The organism is Lentzea sp. JNUCC 0626, assembly GCF_043632865.1.
Lineage (GTDB): Bacteria > Actinomycetota > Actinomycetes > Mycobacteriales > Pseudonocardiaceae > Lentzea.
Genome location: NZ_CP171635.1, coordinates 6,749,989 through 6,766,171 on the forward strand (window position 1 = coordinate 6,749,989; position 16,183 = coordinate 6,766,171).

At 68.0% G+C, this 16,183-nt stretch carries 14 protein-coding genes; 12 read left to right on the forward strand and 2 right to left on the reverse strand.

Annotated elements, in window-relative coordinates:
* Positions 1-197 precede the first annotated feature (197 nt).
* The 4 genes from JNUCC0626_RS30775 to JNUCC0626_RS30790 all read left to right on the forward strand — a co-directional run bounded on the left by JNUCC0626_RS30775 (position 198) and on the right by JNUCC0626_RS30790 (position 3,177).
* Positions 198-992 (forward strand): 2-amino-3,7-dideoxy-D-threo-hept-6-ulosonate synthase, encoded by a 795-nt coding sequence (locus tag JNUCC0626_RS30775; protein ID WP_394614231.1) that lies wholly within the window; start codon positions 198-200, stop codon positions 990-992.
* Positions 989-2,059 (forward strand): 3-dehydroquinate synthase II family protein, encoded by a 1,071-nt coding sequence (locus tag JNUCC0626_RS30780; protein ID WP_394614232.1) that lies wholly within the window; start codon positions 989-991, stop codon positions 2,057-2,059. The genes JNUCC0626_RS30775 and JNUCC0626_RS30780 overlap by 4 nt, the downstream gene beginning before the upstream one ends.
* Positions 2,060-2,188: 129 nt before the next feature.
* Positions 2,189-3,025 (forward strand): helix-turn-helix domain-containing protein, encoded by an 837-nt coding sequence (locus JNUCC0626_RS30785; RefSeq protein ID WP_394614233.1) that lies wholly within the window; start codon positions 2,189-2,191, stop codon positions 3,023-3,025.
* Positions 3,022-3,177 carry a DUF397 domain-containing protein gene (locus JNUCC0626_RS30790; protein ID WP_394614234.1) on the forward strand — a complete coding sequence of 52 codons (156 nt, stop codon included), beginning with the start codon at positions 3,022-3,024 and terminating at the stop codon, positions 3,175-3,177. Before JNUCC0626_RS30785 ends, JNUCC0626_RS30790 begins: the two co-directional genes overlap by 4 nt.
* On the opposite strand, the gene JNUCC0626_RS30795 is transcribed toward JNUCC0626_RS30790, so the two are convergent.
* Complete coding sequence (locus JNUCC0626_RS30795) at positions 3,174-3,821, reverse strand: DUF3159 domain-containing protein (RefSeq protein WP_394614235.1); 648 nt, start codon at positions 3,819-3,821, stop codon at positions 3,174-3,176. The two genes, JNUCC0626_RS30790 and JNUCC0626_RS30795, sit on opposite strands and share 4 nt — an antisense overlap.
* Before the next feature lie 126 nt (positions 3,822-3,947).
* Between JNUCC0626_RS30795 and JNUCC0626_RS30800 the strand changes: the two genes are divergently transcribed.
* The 7 genes from JNUCC0626_RS30800 (at position 3,948) to JNUCC0626_RS30830 (ending at position 12,038) form a co-directional block, all read left to right on the forward strand.
* Positions 3,948-5,159: an ROK family transcriptional regulator gene (locus tag JNUCC0626_RS30800; protein ID WP_394614236.1), complete on the forward strand. Its 1,212-nt coding sequence runs from the start codon at positions 3,948-3,950 to the stop codon at positions 5,157-5,159.
* Positions 5,160-5,175: 16 nt separating this feature from the next.
* Complete coding sequence (locus JNUCC0626_RS30805) at positions 5,176-6,501, forward strand: extracellular solute-binding protein (RefSeq protein ID WP_394614237.1); 1,326 nt, start codon at positions 5,176-5,178, stop codon at positions 6,499-6,501.
* A 12-nt stretch (positions 6,502-6,513) separates the two neighbouring features.
* A complete protein-coding gene (locus JNUCC0626_RS30810) occupies positions 6,514-7,488 on the forward strand; it encodes a carbohydrate ABC transporter permease (protein WP_394614238.1) in 975 nt (324 codons plus the stop codon).
* Positions 7,485-8,378: a carbohydrate ABC transporter permease gene (locus tag JNUCC0626_RS30815; RefSeq protein WP_394614239.1), complete on the forward strand. Its 894-nt coding sequence runs from the start codon at positions 7,485-7,487 to the stop codon at positions 8,376-8,378. Before JNUCC0626_RS30810 ends, JNUCC0626_RS30815 begins: the two co-directional genes overlap by 4 nt.
* Entirely contained in the window at positions 8,375-9,643 is a 1,269-nt protein-coding gene (locus JNUCC0626_RS30820) for a 6-phospho-beta-glucosidase (RefSeq protein WP_394614240.1), read from the forward strand. Before JNUCC0626_RS30815 ends, JNUCC0626_RS30820 begins: the two co-directional genes overlap by 4 nt.
* Positions 9,644-9,648: 5 nt before the next feature.
* Positions 9,649-10,662, forward strand: a complete 1,014-nt coding sequence (locus JNUCC0626_RS30825; protein ID WP_394614241.1) for an N-acetylglucosamine kinase — start codon at positions 9,649-9,651, stop codon at positions 10,660-10,662.
* A 605-nt stretch (positions 10,663-11,267) separates the two neighbouring features.
* On the forward strand, positions 11,268-12,038 hold the full coding sequence (locus JNUCC0626_RS30830; RefSeq protein ID WP_394614242.1) for an SGNH/GDSL hydrolase family protein: 771 nt from the start codon (positions 11,268-11,270) through the stop codon (positions 12,036-12,038).
* 153 nt (positions 12,039-12,191) lie between these two features.
* On the opposite strand, the gene JNUCC0626_RS30835 is transcribed toward JNUCC0626_RS30830, so the two are convergent.
* Entirely contained in the window at positions 12,192-14,957 is a 2,766-nt protein-coding gene (locus JNUCC0626_RS30835; protein ID WP_394614243.1) for an AfsR/SARP family transcriptional regulator, read from the reverse strand.
* A gap of 101 nt (positions 14,958-15,058) precedes the next feature.
* On the opposite strand from JNUCC0626_RS30835, the gene JNUCC0626_RS30840 reads away from it, so the two are divergent.
* Positions 15,059-16,093, forward strand: coding sequence for an ADP-ribosylglycohydrolase family protein (locus tag JNUCC0626_RS30840; RefSeq protein ID WP_394614244.1), 1,035 nt, complete (start codon positions 15,059-15,061; stop codon positions 16,091-16,093).
* Positions 16,094-16,183 lie beyond the last annotated feature (90 nt).

A 16,183-nucleotide genomic window follows, 5' to 3' on the forward strand; every position in this document is an offset into this window, starting at 1 on the left:
GACGAAGCCTAAAGCAGTTGAGGAACCACAAACACGGCCACGCGGGTGTCACCAGATAACGCACAGTGGTCGTCGTAAACGAGACTGCTCTATCAGGGCGATAACTCGTGAGTTATCGGCATCTCACACCTGCCGCCGCACGCGCGGGCTCCCTCAGGCTGTTGGCCACCAAACGACTGCCGGAGGGGTGAGCGCCCATGAGGAAAGCGTTGCGGCTGCGACGGCTTTCCCGTCCGAATGATGACAGGTATCTCTTCGTGCCGTTGGACCACAGCGTTTCCGACGGCCCGGTGGTGCCGCGCGACCGGTGGCACGAACTGGTCCGCTCGGTCGTGCTGGGCGGCGCCGACGCCGTCATCGTCCACAAAGGACGGGTGCGCACCGTCGATCCCGCTGTGCTGGGTGATTGCGCGTTGATCGTGCATCTGAGCGCGGGCACGGCGCACATGGCCGACGCCAACGCCAAGGTGCTCGTCGGCGAGGTCGACGAGGCGTTGCGGCTCGGCGCGGACGCGGTGAGCGTGCACGTCAACATCGGCTCCGACACCGAACCGCGCCAGCTCACCGACCTCGGCAGGGTGGCGGCGGCGTGCGACTCGTGGAACGTCCCGCTGGTCGTGATGGCCTACGCTCGCGGCCCTCGCGTGAGCGATCCTCGCGACCCGGCGTTGCTCGCGCACGTCGTCAACATCGCCGCCGACCTGGGCGCGGACATCGTCAAGACCAACCTCGCGCATTCGGTCGAAGACATGGCCGACGTCGTCGCGAACTCCCCGATTCCCGTTGTCGTGGCTGGTGGTCCCGCTTCCACGACCAGTCTCGCGGGCCATGCCCGTGCCGCGATGGCGGCCGGGTGCGCGGGTCTCGCGGTGGGACGCCGTGTGTTCACCTCGCCGGCACCGATGCCGCTGGTCGCCGAACTCGCGGCGATCGTGCACGCACCGGCCGACGCGGGCCTCATCCACGCACTGACAGCCTTGGAGAACCGGTGAAGTTCGCCTGGATCGACCTCAGAACCGTCGCCACCGAGCACCGGACCGCGGTGATCGACGCGGCCGTGCACAGCCGCGTCGCCGGAGTCGTCGCCGACGATCCCGCACTGCTCGACGACCTCCCGCCCACGATCACCCGCGTGCTGGTCGGCTCGGAGGTCGAGAGCCCGCACGTCGTGGTCGTTCCGGTGGACGACCAGGACGCGCTCGACCGGCTGCCGTCGCGGTCGGCGTTCGTGACGGTCAGCGACGACCGCACGCTCAAACTCGCCTGTGCCGCAGCGGAACGCCTCGACCACACCGTCGTCGCGTTCACCGACCCGACCAAGATCCCGCTGGAGATCGTGATCGCGGCCGCGCACGGCGCTCCGGGCAAGCTGATCACCGTCGTGACCGACCTGGTCGAGGCCGCGATCGTGCTGGAGTGCCTGGAACACGGCTCCGACGGCGTGCTGATGGCCCCCACCGACGCGACCGACGTGTTCCGGCTCGCCCGGCTGCTGGAGGTCAAGTCCGAGCCTTTGACGTTGACCACGCTGACCGTGGAAGCGTTGACCCACAACGGTTTGGGCGACCGCGTCTGCGTCGACACCGCCTCGCACTTCGCCGAGGACGAAGGCATCCTCGTCGGCTCGTTCTCGTCCGGCTTCGTCTTGTGTTGCAGCGAAACGCATCCGTTGCCGTACATGCCGACGCGACCGTTCCGGGTGAACGCGGGCGCGCTGCACTCGTACGTCCTCGGCCCTGCCAACCGCACGAACTACCTCTCGGAACTTCGCTCCGGCAGCAAGGTTCTCGCCGTCAACGCCGACGGCCGCACCCGCGAACTCACCGTCGGCCGCGCCAAACTGGAATCCCGCCCGATGCTCACGATCACCGCCCGCTCCCCGGAAGGCGTCGTGGTCGACCTGATGGTCCAGGACGACTGGCACGTCCGCGTCCTCGGCCCTGGAGGCAAGGTCCGCAACGTCACCGAACTCCGCCCCGGCGACGAACTCCTCGGCCACATCGCCACCGAGCAACGTCACGTGGGCCTGCCGATCGGCGAGTTCTGCAAGGAGTCCTGATTGGACGCGCTTTCGTACTCCTACCGGGAAGATCACCTGAATTATGGAGCTGCTCCATGCGTCCTACCTTCAGGCACATTTGGCCGGAAACAATGGCAGGGATCGACTTTCCGGCCCTAGCTTTCCGACATGCCCAAAAGATCCTCCAGCGTGGTGGGGCGTGAGTTCGGCGGCATGATGCGCGCCATCATCGCCAGAACCGGTTACACCCACCGCGAACTAGCGGAACGACTCGGCTGGCAGGAAGCCAAGATCTCGGACATGACGCTCGGCAAGGGCGGCGTGTCCGAGGCCGACGTCATTCTGCTGCTCGGCTACTGCCACGCCACCGTCGAGGAACGCGAACACCTCCTGGAGCTGTTCAGGGAGTGCGGCAGCGCCTGGCTCCAGATGCCCCCGAACGGCGTGCCCGACCAGGTGCGCACCCTCATCGAGCACGAGCAGATCGCCAACGAGGTCATCACGTGGTCGATGATTCTCGTGCCAGGCCTCCTGCAGACGCTGGACTACGGCTATGTCGTCACCGAGTGCTCGCCGGTGATCGAGGCTGCGGACGTCCCCAAGGTCGCCGCCGCCAGAGCGGCTCGCGCCGACGTGCTGGAACCCGGCCGGAAGTTCGTGTTCCTCATCCACGAACAAGCACTGGAGATCCCGGTCGGCAGCATCGAGGTGTGGCGCGAACAATTGGCGCACCTGCTCAGGATCTCGGTGCGGAAATACGTCAGCATCCGGATCGTCCCGCGGTCCGCAGGCGTGCACGCGGGAACCTGCGGCGACTTCTGCCTGATGAAGTTCCCGAAATACCCGCCCGTTGTCTACGCCGACAGCGTCAACTACTGCCTCTTCTTCGACGACCCCGAGACCATCAAGGTCCACGAGAACATCCTGACGGCGCTCGCGAACGTCGCGCTGAGCGAGGAAGAATCGAGGGCGGTGATCGACAACGTCTTGGAGGGCCTGCAATGACCGCCTGGCGGAAGAGCAGCTACAGCGGTAGCAGCAACAACTGCATTGAGATCGGCCAAGGCGTGGGCATCCGCGACAGCAAGGCCCCGGCGACCCACCTCCCGGTGTCCGCAGAGGCCTGGTCGGCGTTCCTCCGCCTGACGTTGTCCTAAGGGGCAGTCTCCGGCACCCTCGGGTGCCGGAACCCCGGGTGGTCGTCCGGCAGCGCCCGCTTCAGCATCCACCCCGACACCAGGATGCAGACGATCTGCAACGGCCAGGACAGCGCGAGCCTCACCGCCGTGAGCCAGTAGACCTGCGCGTCCAGCCACAACGGCGTGAACACGGCCACCCGCAGCACGTACTGCCCGACCCACGGCCACGACGCCACGGAGTACGCGCGCAGCAGGTCAGGGTCCCGCCGCCACCGCGTCTTCTGCCCCAGCAGCGTGCCCACGACCACGCCGAGCAACGGCCAGCGGATGGCGATCGAGCCCGCCCAAGCCAGCGCGGACGCCACGTTGGACAGCAGTTGGATCAGGAAGAAGTCCTCGGCGCGGCCCGTGTACAGGGCGACCAGCGACGCGGCCACGACGGCCAGGACCGAGAAGACGACGGCGCGGGGTTTGCCGCCGCGCACGAACCGCACCACCGCGATCACGACGCCGCACAGGACGGCCGCGATGGCCCCTGCGCCGATCGAGTGACCCCAGATCAGCCACCCCGCCACGAACGCCAGGGGTGGCAGGGAGGCGTCGAGGGCGCCGCCTCGGCCTCCTAGCAGTGATGCGAGCGACTCCTGGCGCACGTCCGTCATGGTTCCAGGGTGCCTTAGGTGAACCTAAGTCAGGTAACGGACCCGTATCGGGGATTGACCCGAGTGAACGGCGTCACTACCGTTGCCCGAAATCGTCTGGAAAGTTAACAGACAGGAGCGGACCTAATGCGTGCCGGAAGCCCACGACTGCTGCGGGAGATCAACGACCGCGCAGCCATCGAGGCTCTGCTGCGCAACGGGCCGCTGACCAGGTCGGAGTTGGAAGGCCTGATCGGTCTTTCGAAGCCGGCGACCGCACAGCTGCTCACGCGTCTCGAAGACGCCGACACGGTGGTCCGCAACGGACTTCGTGGTGGTGGACGCGGGCCGAGGGCTCAACTGTGGTCGGTCAACGGGGCGCTTGCGCACATCGCCGCTGTCGATCTCACCCCCGAGACGGTCGACATCGCCATCGCGGACATCTCCGGGGCCGTGCTCACCGAGCACAAGGCCCCGATGCCCGCGAAGCACGGCGTGCTGGAGGCGTTCGTGAGCGCGGTCGGCAAGGCTTGCGGTCAAGCGGGCCTGAGCGCCGACCAGCTGCTGCACGTCGTGGTGGGCTGTCCGGGAGCGGTGAACCCCGCGAACGGTGAGCTCGCCTACGCACCACATCTGCCCGGCTGGAGCAATTTCGACATGCCCGGCCAGTTGCGGGAGCAGCTCGCGACCTCGGTGAGCGTCGAGAACGACGTCAACCTGGTCGCGCTGGAAGAAATGGTCGCCGGACGGGCCACCGAGGTGCGCGACTTCGTCGTCATCTGGCCCGCGGACCTCGTCGGTGCCGCCGTCGTCGTCAACGGAACGCTGCTGCGCGGTGCTTCCGGTGGCGCGGGCGAGATCGACGGGCTCATGATCCCGGACCGCGCGGCGGCCGACACCGACACGGACCGCTCCGGCGGCACGTTCGGAGAGCTGCTCAGCAGTACAGCGATCTGCAAGCTCGCACGCGCCCACGGGCTCGCCGCGCGCAACGGCCACGGGGCCGTGCGCAAGGCGTTGGCTGCGGGTCCTGCGGGCCGTGAGTTCATGGCCGATCTCGCCAAGCGCATAGCCACGGGCGTGGCTAGCGTCGTCGCGGTGCTCGACCCGGAACTCATCCTCCTGTCCGGCGACATCGCCCAGGCAGGCGGAATCACGCTGAACGACCTCGTTGCCGCGGAACTGCGGCAACTGGTGGTGCCGCGAACACCTATTCAGCTGGCCTTGGTGACCGGGAAACCGGTGCGCAGCGGCGCACTGCACTCGGCCCTGGCCGTGGCACGCGAACAGGTTTTCGGCCTCCCGGCCGCCACCACGGCTCCATTCCGCGGCCCTGTGGTCGCCGGGTCCCCACGTTGATCGAGAAGGAGTGCACATGCGCAAGCACACCCGTGCTGCCTTGCTCTGTGTCGCCGCAGCGCTGACCCTCACCGCATGTGCGGCGGGCAAGGGTGGTGGCGCCAACTCTGACGCCGCAGCTGCTCCTGGCAAGGACGACAAGCTCACCCTCACGGTCTGGAGCAACTACTCCGACCGCGAGTACGAAGAAGTCACGAAGGCCCTCAAGACGTTCAACCAGAAGTTCCCGAACATCGAGATCAAGCACGAGGGCTCGCAGGACGACGACAAGATCACCGCGGGTATCCGGTCGGGCAACACGCCGGACGTCGCGCTGTCGTTCACCACGGACAACATCGGCCAGTTCTGCTCCTCCGGGGCGTTCCAGCCGCTGAAGTCCTACATCGACCGCGACAAGGTCGACCTGAACCAGCTCACCCCGGCGGTTCAGCAGTACACCGAGTACAAGGGCAACCGCTGTGCGATGCCCATGCTCACCGACGTGTACGCCATGTACTACAACAAGGACAAGCTCGCCGAGGCCGGCATCACGGCCCCGCCGAAGACGCTCGACGAGCTGTACGACGCGGCCGTGAAGGCGACCAAGAAGGCGCCGAACGGTGACATCGAGGTCGCGGGTTACCTGCCCACGATGGGCTTCTACGCGAACCGCCCGACCATCCTCGCGCCGACGTTCGGTGCGGAGTGGGAGAAGGACGGCAAGTCCTCGCTCGCGAGCTCGGCCGGCTTCACCGAGATGATGACCTTCCAGAAGAAGCTCGTCGACTTCTACGGCTACGACGCCCTCGAGCGGTTCCGCGCCGGTCTCGGCCAGGAGTACTCGGCCGACCACGCGTTCCACCAGGGCAAGATCGCGATCATGATCGACGGTGAGTACCGCACCGCGTTCCTCAAGGCCCAGGCGCCGCAGATCAAGTTCGGCACCGCGCCGTTCCCGACCAGCAAGGACGCCGCGTACGGCACCGCGTTCACCACGGGCACGATCATGGGCATCCCCAAGGGCGCCAAGAACCCCGGCGCCGCGTGGGAGCTGATCAAGCACCTGACGTTCGACACCGACACGATCGTCAACCTGTCGAACGCCATCAAGAACGTCCCGAGCACCAAGGCCGCCATGGAGAGCCCCAAGCTCGAGGTGGACGAGCAGTTCAAGACGTTCATCGACCTGGCCAAGAGCGACAAGCTCAAGGGCAACCCGGTCACCCCGATCGGTGACGCGCACATCAAGGCCGTCACGGACTTCTCGATCTCCTACCAGGCAGGCAAGGTTCCCGACCTGAAGGCGGGCCTCGCCGAGGTCGACAAGAACATCGACGACCTGATCGCCAAGAGCGGTAAGTAAGGGATTCGCCAGATGACCGCCACGCTCGGCGCCCGACCCGCCCCCGGCAGGGGGCGGGCTCGTGCCCGCCACCGTCTCGCCGTGCTCGGGTTCATGGCCCCGGCAATCATCGGCTTCGCCATCTTCTTCGTGTACCCGTTGATCGCCACGGTCATCTTCAGCTTCACGAAGTACGACCTGATCAACGCGCCGGAGTTCAACGGCCTGGCGAACTACGAGTTCATGTTCAAGGATCCCCTGCTGATCAAGGCGATCTCGAACACGCTCTGGTTCGTCGTGGTGCTCACGATCGCGCGGACGGTGTTCGCGCTGGGCGTGGCATCGGTCATCGCTCGTCTGAAGTCGGGCGTCGGCTTGATCCGGACGCTCTGCTACCTGCCTTCGCTGGCACCGCCGGTGGCCGCCACCCTCGTGTTCTTCATGGTGATGCGTCCCAACGGCGGCCCGCTCGACAGCGTCCTCGGCTGGTTCGGCATCGACTCGCCGCTGTGGTTCGCGGACCCGGCGTGGTCCCGCCCCGGCATCACGGCGATCATGCTGTGGATCTCCGGCGACCTGATGATCATCATCCTCGCGGCGATCCTCGACGTGCCGCAGGAGCAGTACGAGGCGGCCGAACTCGACGGCGCCGGCCCGATCCGGCGCTGGTGGCACGTCACGCTGCCGACCATCTCCCCGGTGCTGCTCTTCGGCATCGTGAACTCGGTGATCCTCGCCCTGCAGCTGTTCACACAGGCTGTCGTAGCGGGTTCAGCGGCCTCGGGAGCGGCGGACGCGACGGGATCGACCAAATATCTCGGTTTCCCGGACAACTCCACGCTGACGTTCCCGGTTTACCTGTACACGCAAGGCTTCCGCTACTTCGACATGGGCTACGCGGCCGCCATGGCCACGGTCCTGTTCATCATCTCGTTCGCCGTCACCATCGTGCTGGTGCAGCGGATGCGGAAGAACTCCACCGCTGAGGAAGGGGGTCCGGGAGCATGACCGCCACGCTGACCAAACCACCGGTCGACGTCCCCGCGGAGCCCGAGCAGCCGCGCCGCAAGATGAACGTCGGCGCGATGCTGAACTGGGTCGCGACCCACGCACTCGGCCTCGCTCTCGGCCTGATGTTCGCCACCCCCGTGGTGTTCGTCTTCCTCACCGCGGTGATGTCGGACGACCAGGCGTTCACCGCCGACCTGTGGCCGCGCGAGTGGCACTGGGGCAACTTCGTCGAGGTCTTCGACAAGGCGCCGCTCTTCCAGTACCTGATCAACAGCCTCACGTACTCGCTGCTGGCGACCGCGGGCATGCTGATCTCGTCGATCCCGGCGGCCTACGCGCTGGCGAAGCTGAAGTGGCGCGGCCGGAACATCGCGTTCATCCTCGTCATCGGCGCCATGATGCTGCCCCCGCAGGTCGTCGCCGTGCCGCTGTACGACACGTGGTCGTCGCTGGGCCTGACCGGCTCGCTCGTGCCGTTGATCGCGCCGTACTTCCTGTTCGACGCGTTCAGCATCTTCCTGCTGCGCCAGTTCATGCTGACCATCCCGCAGTCCTATGTGGACGCGGCGCGGGTGGACGGCTGCTCGGAGTTCCAGGCGCTGGTGCGGATCATCGTGCCGATGGCCAAGCCGGGCATCGCGGCGACCGCGCTGTTCTGCTTCCTCTTCACCTGGAACGACTACTTCGGGCCGTTGCTCTACACCGGTGAGGTGAAGGAGCAGTGGACGTTGTCGCTGGCGCTGGCGACGTTCAAGGGCATGCACATCGTGCAGTGGAACTCCTCGATGGCCGTCACGTTCCTGACGATGATCCCGGCCGTCATCCTCTTCGTCTTCGCCCAGAAGTCGTTCGTCAAGGGCATCACGTTCACGGGAGTAAAAGGATGAAACTCACCGTCGTCGGTGGCGGGTCCACCTACACACCGGAGCTGATCGACGGCATCGCCGGCCGTCGCACCAGCCTGGCGGTGGACGAGATCGTCCTCGTCGACCCGGACCAGCACCGCCTCGGCATCGTCGGCCCGTTCAGCCAGCGCCTGCTGGAGCACGCGGGTCACCCGGCGAAGGTGCGCACCACCTCGTCGCTCGAAGAAGGCATCGAGGGCGCGTCCGCTGTTCTCCTCCAACTGCGGGTGGGCGGACAGAAGGCGCGTGCCTCGGACGAGACGTTCCCGCTCACCTGCGGGTGCGTCGGCCAGGAGACCACCGGCGCGGGAGGCCTCGCCAAGGCCCTGCGGACCGTGCCGGTGGTCCTGGACATCGCCGACAAGGTGCGGCGGCTGGCCGGGCCCGACACGTGGATCGTGAACTTCACGAACCCGGTCGGCATCGTGACGCGCGCGTTGCTCCAGGAGGGGCACAAGGCGATCGGCCTGTGCAACGTCGCGATCACGTTCCAACGTTGGACTTCCGCGCTGCTCGGCGTGGACCCGTCCTCGGTGGAGCTGGAGCACGTGGGTCTCAACCACCTCACGTGGGAACGCGGCGTGTACGTCGACGGCGTCGACCGGTTGCCCGAGCTGCTCGAGAAGCACGTCGAGGGGCTGGCCGAGCACATCGGCATCGACGGCGAGCTGATGCGGCGCCTGAACATGGTGCCGTCGTACTACCTGAACTACTTCTACAACCACGACGCCGTCGTGAAGAAGCAGCTGGAATCTCCGCCTCGTGCGGAAGTTGTCGCTGCCGTTGAGAAGGAACTGCTCGACATCTACGGCGACCCGTCGGTCGTGACGAAGCCGGAGCAGCTGTCGCAGCGCGGCGGCGCGTACTACTCCGAGGCGGCCGTGCAGCTCGTGCACGCGCTGACCGGTGGCGAGGGCGCGGAGAAGCACGTGGTCAACGTGCAGAACAACGGCTCGCTGCCCTTCCTGCCCGACGACGCCGTGATCGAGGTTTCGTCCACTGTGGACGCGAACGGCGGCAAGGCGCTGCCCGTGCGTCCCGTGGAACCGTCCATCTCCGGCCTGATCTCGCACGTCACCGCGTACGAGTACCTGGCTCTGGAAGCCGCAAAGCACGGCGGCCGGGACCGAGTGGCGAACGCGCTGCTCGCGCACCCGCTGATCGGCCAGCACGCCATCGCGGACCAGCTGGCCGACGAGCTGATCGCGCAGAACCGCGATCTGCTGCCGTGGGTGAAGGGAAACTGACAACGATGACCGACCGGGTGCTCGCCATCGACGGCGGGAACAGCAAGACCGCGGTGCTCCTGGTGGACGCGGACGGCAAGGTGCTCGCGCAGGTGCGCGGGCCCGGTGCCCCGCCCCAGACAGTGGGCATGAAGCGCGGACTCGACGTGTTCGAGGGACTGGCACGCGAGGCCGCAGCTCAGGCGGGACTGTCCCCCGACGAGCCGATCGCCACGCACACGTCCGCCTACCTCGCCGGGGCCGATCTGCCCCGCGAGGAGAAGGACCTGACGCGGGCGATCATCGAGCGTGGTTGGTCCAAGACGACGTTCGTCGGCAACGACACGTTCGCGTTGTTGCGCGCGGGGACCGCCGCCGCTGGGGGTGTGGCGGTCGTCTGCGGTGCAGGCATCAACGCCGTGGGTGTCGCACGCGACGGACGGACGCACCGCTTCCCCGCCCTGGGCGCGATCTCGGGTGACTGGGGTGGCGGTGGCCAGCTCGGCAACGACGCGTTGTGGCACGCCGTGCGCGCCGAGGACGGCCGCGGCAAGCCCACGTTGCTGCTGGACGCGTTGCTCGCGCACTACGGCGAGTCGTCGATCTTCAACGTCGTGGAGAAGATCCACTTCGAGGAGATCGAACTCGACCCGCACGCCTTGTGCCCGTTGGTCTTCGAGGTCGCGGCGCAGGGTGACGAGGTCGCGCTGGCCCAGGTCGACCGCCTCATCGAGGAGATCGTCCTGCTGTCCACCGTCTCGATGCGCAAGCTCGACCTGATGAACGAGCCCGTCGACGTCGTGCTCGGCGGTGGCGTGCTGACGCACACCGGAGACGTCGTCGTGGGCCCGGTTCGTCAGCAGATCCTGGAAGTCGCACCGCTCGCCCAGGTCCGCCTGGTCGACGTCCCGCCCGTGGTGGGTGCGGCACTCCTCGGCCTCGACCACATCGGGGCCTCGCCGAGCGCAGAGCTGAGGCTGCGCTCGGCCTACAACGACCACGAGCCGGCGCCCGCGCCGGCCGTGGCGGTGAGCGGCTAGCGCCGTTCACGGAACCCGTCTCAGGGGGTAGATCGGCGGCGGCGCCCCCTGAGACGGTCCCCACAAGCACTGAGACGGTCCCCAAGAGCACCTTTCCGGGTGGACAAGACCGGCGGCGGCGTCCATCCGGAAAGGCCCGACAACCCCCGCAGCGACCTCACGCGCCGAGGTCGCTGCGGGGGTTTTCCACTTGCGGCGGAACGGGCACGCCCGTCCGGGGTGTCACGACGGGATTGGAATGCGGAGGCGGGGTGATCCCACCTCCCGGCGGGTCGCTCAGGACCGCGGTGGCCAGTGCGGCGGCTGTGAGAAGCGCGACACCGAGGGAAAGGTACGGAAGGGGCAAACCAGAACGCACCCGGCAGAAGGTAGCGACCCAACCCGGCGAACCTCGCGGAACGCCCTCCAGCTTCCCTCAATCGAGTGGTAAAAGAATCGTCACCTACTGCGACGAAACTTACGATGAAATAACCGACGGTGGCGTAACCACGGGTTCGTTGTGCATGCTAACTAGTCGCCTTCGGACGGGAGCCCGGGGGCGGTCGTCAGGCAGGCACGTCGCACGGAGATAGGGGGATGTTGTGCTGCTGCGATGGAACAGTCTCGTGTCCCTGGGGGACAGCTTCACCGAGGGCATGGACGACCCGGGCCCGGGGGACACCTACATGGGCTGGGCCGACCGGTTGGCCGGCATGATCGCCCAGCAGGCGCCGGAGTTCCGGTACGCGAACCTCGCCGTCCGGGGCAAGATGCTGCAGGAGATCATCGACGACCAGGTGTCGCTCGCGATCTCGCTCAAGCCGGACCTGGTGACGTTCTGCGGTGGTGGCAACGACATCATGCTGCCCAACAGCGACCCGGACGCGCTGGCCGAGGTGTACGAGGTGGCCGTGGCCGACCTGCGCGCCACCGGTGCCGACGTCGTGATCTTCACCGGCTTCGACACCCGGTCGACCCCGTTGCTGCGCAGCATCCGCGGCAAGGTCGCCATCTACAACACGCACCTGTGGTCGATCGCCGAGCGCTACCACTGCCGGATGGTCGACCTGTGGGCCATGCACCCGTTGCACGACCGTCGCGCGTGGAGCGCCGACCGGCTGCACCTCTCGCCGGAGGGGCACCAGCGGGTCGCGTTGAAGGCCGCCGAGGTGCTCGGACTCGTCGACGACCACTCGTGGAACGAGCCGTGGCCCGCGCTCGAAGAGGCCGACTGGGTCACCCAGCGCAAGGCCGACCTGAAGTGGGCGCGCGAGCACGTGGTGCCGTGGATCGGCCGCACGTTGCGGGGCGAGTCGATGGGGGACGGCCTGGCGCCCAAGCGTCCCGAACTGCTGCCCGTCGCGCGCCGCGGTGACGAGACCTGCGTCAGCAAGTGACGAGCTGAGAAAGCGGAAAGCCCGACCGGCACTCTCCCCCGAATGCCGGTCGGGCCCTCCAGAAGCAGGTCGCCTTACCCCCTCGGTAATCCCCCACTCGGCAACCTGCTGGTCCAACATCCCATGCTTTGGGACCAGACGACTAAACGCTGACTAAACCTCGGACGAGAGAGTGTCCAAAGCGGCCCGCACCTCGACCGCGCGCGCCGAGTTGACCTGCGCGTACAGGCGCAGCGCCTCCGTCAATTCCGCTTGTGCAGCAACCCGTTCCGCCCGCCGGAGCAGCACCCCGCCGAGCACGTGCCGACCGAAGCCCTCCAGGTACGTCACCTCGGCGACGGCGGCCTGGTCGACGACCTGACGGGCCAGCGTCTCGGCCCGGTCGAGCGCCCCGGCTTCGAGGTGGAGCTCGGCCAGGTTGGCGAGGCCGCGGATCAACGCCACGTTGTCGCCGGAACGCCGGTACACCTCGACCGCGTGGGCCTGGTGCCGCAACGCCACGTCGACGTGCCCGCGAGCCTGCTCGACCTGCGCCACGTTGTTCAGCCCGTGCGCCTCGCCGACGACGTCACCGGACTGCTGCGCGAGCTGCACGGACTCCCAGAAGTGCAGCAACGCCTCGTCGTGCAGTTGCAGGCGGAACAGCACGTCGGCGAGTTGGGCGAGGGTCAGCACGAGGTACTGGCGTTCGCCGAGTTCGACCGCGATCCGGTGCGCACGACGAGCGTCCGGCAGCAGGACGGGCCTGCCGAGCCGGGCGTTCGTCGTGTAGGTCGTGTCCAGCATGAGGACCTGGCCGAGGCGGCTCCCCGTCACCTCGGCCGCGGCCAGACCGAACCCGACCAGCGCCACCCACTCCCCCGTGAGCGCGCGCACCGTCGCGTAGTGGTGCAACAGCCGTACGAGCTGCCACACCTGGTCGTGCAGGCCTCGTTCGGCGGACGCGTGCACGACCGCGACGATGTTGGGCCACTCCTGGTCGAACCAGTCGACCGGGTCCTCGAAGGCGGGCAACGCCGTGGAACCGTTGTCCCCCAACGCGAAGTCCAGCCCGTCCCGCGCCGGTCGGATCGCCCGGCGGACGTGGTCGCACGCGACGAGGTAGTAGTTCACCAGGCGCCGCAACGAATCCAGGTCCGGCCGTCCGGCGCCGCGCACGTACAGGCGCACCAGCTCGTGCATCGTGAAGCCGTCCGGCCACGGTTCGACCAGCAGGTTCACCCCGACGAGCTGCGCGAGCCGCGACCGCGCCGCCTCGACCTGCGTGCGGGTCAGCGCGGCGACGGCGTGCGACGACATCCAGCGACCGGGCGCCATGCCGACGGACTGGAAGACCTCGCCGAGCTCCTCCGGCAGGTCGCGGGTCGACAGGTCGAGCGCCCGCGACACCCCGACGCCTGCTTCGGGCAGGTCGAGGCCGCGCAACCGCTGCCCGTCGTCGGCGAGCTCCCCCACCAGTTCGTCGACGGTCCACTCGGGACTGATCACGAGCTTCGCGGCCGCGACCCGCAGCGCGAGCGGCAGTCCGCCGCACAGTTCGGCGAGCTTCTTGGACGCGACCGGGTCCTCCTCGGACAACGGCCTGCCCAGCACGTCGTCGACCAGCGCGCGGGCCGGTTCGTCCTCCAACGGCCCGAGTTTGCGCACGCGGGCGCTGTTGGTGACGACGAGGCGTTCCATCTGCGAGCGCGACGTCACGACCACCACCGAGCCCGAACCCGGCGGCAGCAGCGGCTGGACCTGCTCGAACGACGTCGCGTCGTCCAGCACGACCAGCACGCGGCGGCGGTTGAGCAGCGAGCGGTACAGCCCGACGCGGTCCTCGACGCCGACCGGCACGCCGTCCGCGGGCACGCCCAGCGCCACCAGGAACCGGGTCAGCACCTCGCCGGGTTCCTGGTCGCCGAGCGACGCGAACAGCACGCCGTGCGGGAACATCTCGGAGTTCTCGTGCCCCCACGTGATCGCGAGGGCGCTCTTGCCGACCCCGGGCGGACCGGTCAGCACCATCACGGTCGTGGCCAGCAGGTTCCGCGCGGTCACGATGGTGTCGAGCCACATCAGGTCGTCGTCGCGACCGAACAGCCTCGACGCGGACGCCGGCAGCAACGCGGGCGCCACGATCCCGGCGCGGGGTGCGACGGGCCGCGACTCGACCGGTCCGATCACGCTCAACGACGGGTCGTCGCGCAGCACCTGCTCGTGCAACGCCCGCAGCTGCGGACCGGGGTCGATGCCCACCTCGTCGACGGCCCGGCGCTGGAACCGCTGGTAGGCCTCCAGCGCGTCGGCCCGCTGCCCGGACCGGTAGAGCGCGCGCATGCTGTGCGCGACCAGGCGTTCGCGGTACGGGTACTCGGTGCAGAGGCCGCGCAACTCGCCCACCAGTTCCAGGTGGCGGCCGAGCTCGAGCTCGGCGTCGATGCGCTCCTCCAGCGCCGACAGCCGCAGCTCTTCGAGGTCGGAGGTCATCGGGTCACCCGGTACGTCGGAGAGCACCGGTCCGCGCCACAGACCCAACGCCTCGCGCAGCAAGCCCGCCCTGATGGCGGCGGGCTTGCCGCGAGAAGACGCCACGAGCTGCCTGGCGCGGTGCAGGTCGAGACGCCACGGATCGACGGTCAGCTGGTACCCGGTCGGCGTGGTGCGGATCGTCGCGGAGCCCGCGGGATCGGACTCCTCCAGCACCTTGCGCAGCCGCGACACGTACCCGTGCACGATCGTCCGCGCCGTGGCCGGAGGCGTGTCCGTCCACAGCGCGTCCACGATCTGGTCGATGGAGACGGGTCGGTTCGCCTCCACCACCAGCATGGCGAGCAGTCCGCGCATGCCGCGACGGCCGAGCTGCACGAGCCGTCCGTCCGCGAGCACCTGGAGTGGACCGAGCACGCCGAACTCGAGTCCGGTTTTGCTCCGCATGCCCCTCCTCAAGTGCGCTGACCTCGTCACTTCAGAAGGTGTGCAAGCCGGTGTCTCAGATACAAGTTCGGCCCGACTTCGCGGGACGCTACTGTTCACACGTGCCGCGAGACAGGAATTCCGTGGTGGACCGCGGCGCCGGGTGCCTTCTCGGCGGCGCTCTCGGTGATGCGCTCGGAGCCCCCGTGCAGTACCTCGGCTGGGCCGACATCCAGCGCGAACACGGACCCGAGGGCGTGCTGGGCCCACCCAAGCCAGCGTTGTTCACCGACGACACCCAGTTGACCTTGTTCACCGCCGACGGCTATCTGCGCGCCTGGGTGCGCGGCAAGCGGACCGGCGAGTGGGAACCGTCCGAGATGGTCTGGCACAGCTACCGCCGCTGGCTCGTCACCCAACAGCAGCCCGCGCCGGAACGCGGTTCCGTCGGTCTGCTGGCCGACGAACGGCTGTACGAGAGCCGCTCTCCCGGGCTGACGTGCCTGCGCGCGCTGGCCGCCGAGACACCGTCCACTCCGGAGAACCCGCACAACGAGTCGTCCGGCTGCAACGGGGTCACGCGCACCGCGCCGGCCGGGTTCGCTCCTTCCGCGGCGATCGCCTACGACCTCGGGTGCCGGTTCGCCGCTCTGACGCACGGTGGCACCGGCGGGTGGGTGTCGGGTGGCGCTCTGGCGTTGCTGGTCCACCTGCTGGCCGTGAAGGCTCGGCCGTTGCGTGAGGCGATCGACCAGGTCATCGGGCGGGTTTTGCGCGATGACACCTATACGGCGACTGTTTTGACGCGTGCTGTGGTGTTGGCCGAGGAGCACGACGGGTCGGCGCCGGTGCGGGTTGATCGGCTCGGGAGCGGGTGGACCGGGCCTGAGGCTCTGGCCATCGCGGTCTACACGGTGCTGACGCATCCGAAGCCCTCGCAGTTCGTGGACGCGATGCGGGCCTCGGCCAACCACTCCGGTGGCAGCGATGCGACGGCGGCGTTGACCGGGAATGTTCTCGGTGCGTTGCACGGGACCGAGGCGTTGCCGCGGGACTGGCTGATGGGGCTGGAGATGGTGGACGTGCTGGACGCGATGGGTCGCGACCTGGGCATGTCCGCGGTGAACCTGGACTTCAACGAAGACCGCTACGCCTAGAAAACAGGAAGAGCCCGCCGGAGAGCGCTCCCGAATTCGCTCAACGGCGGGCTGTTCCGCACGAGTTGTTGGTCAACAGCAGGCCGGGTC

Bases quoted from the DNA above. Each gene is read 5' to 3' on its own strand.
- JNUCC0626_RS30835 (WP_394614243.1), bottom strand. From the start codon at position 14,957: ATGCGGAGCAAAACCGGACTCGAGTTCGGCGTGCTCGGTCCACTCCAG.
- JNUCC0626_RS30825 (WP_394614241.1), top strand. From the start codon at position 9,649: ATGACCGACCGGGTGCTCGCCATCGACGGCGGGAACAGCAAGACCGCG.
- JNUCC0626_RS30800 (WP_394614236.1), top strand. From the start codon at position 3,948: ATGCGTGCCGGAAGCCCACGACTGCTGCGGGAGATCAACGACCGCGCA.
- JNUCC0626_RS30785 (WP_394614233.1), top strand. From the start codon at position 2,189: ATGCCCAAAAGATCCTCCAGCGTGGTGGGGCGTGAGTTCGGCGGCATG.
- JNUCC0626_RS30815 (WP_394614239.1), top strand. From the start codon at position 7,485: ATGACCGCCACGCTGACCAAACCACCGGTCGACGTCCCCGCGGAGCCC.
- JNUCC0626_RS30790 (WP_394614234.1), top strand. From the start codon at position 3,022: ATGACCGCCTGGCGGAAGAGCAGCTACAGCGGTAGCAGCAACAACTGC.
- JNUCC0626_RS30810 (WP_394614238.1), top strand. From the start codon at position 6,514: ATGACCGCCACGCTCGGCGCCCGACCCGCCCCCGGCAGGGGGCGGGCT.
- JNUCC0626_RS30795 (WP_394614235.1), bottom strand. From the start codon at position 3,821: ATGACGGACGTGCGCCAGGAGTCGCTCGCATCACTGCTAGGAGGCCGA.
- JNUCC0626_RS30775 (WP_394614231.1), top strand. From the start codon at position 198: ATGAGGAAAGCGTTGCGGCTGCGACGGCTTTCCCGTCCGAATGATGAC.
- JNUCC0626_RS30805 (WP_394614237.1), top strand. From the start codon at position 5,176: ATGCGCAAGCACACCCGTGCTGCCTTGCTCTGTGTCGCCGCAGCGCTG.
- JNUCC0626_RS30820 (WP_394614240.1), top strand. From the start codon at position 8,375: ATGAAACTCACCGTCGTCGGTGGCGGGTCCACCTACACACCGGAGCTG.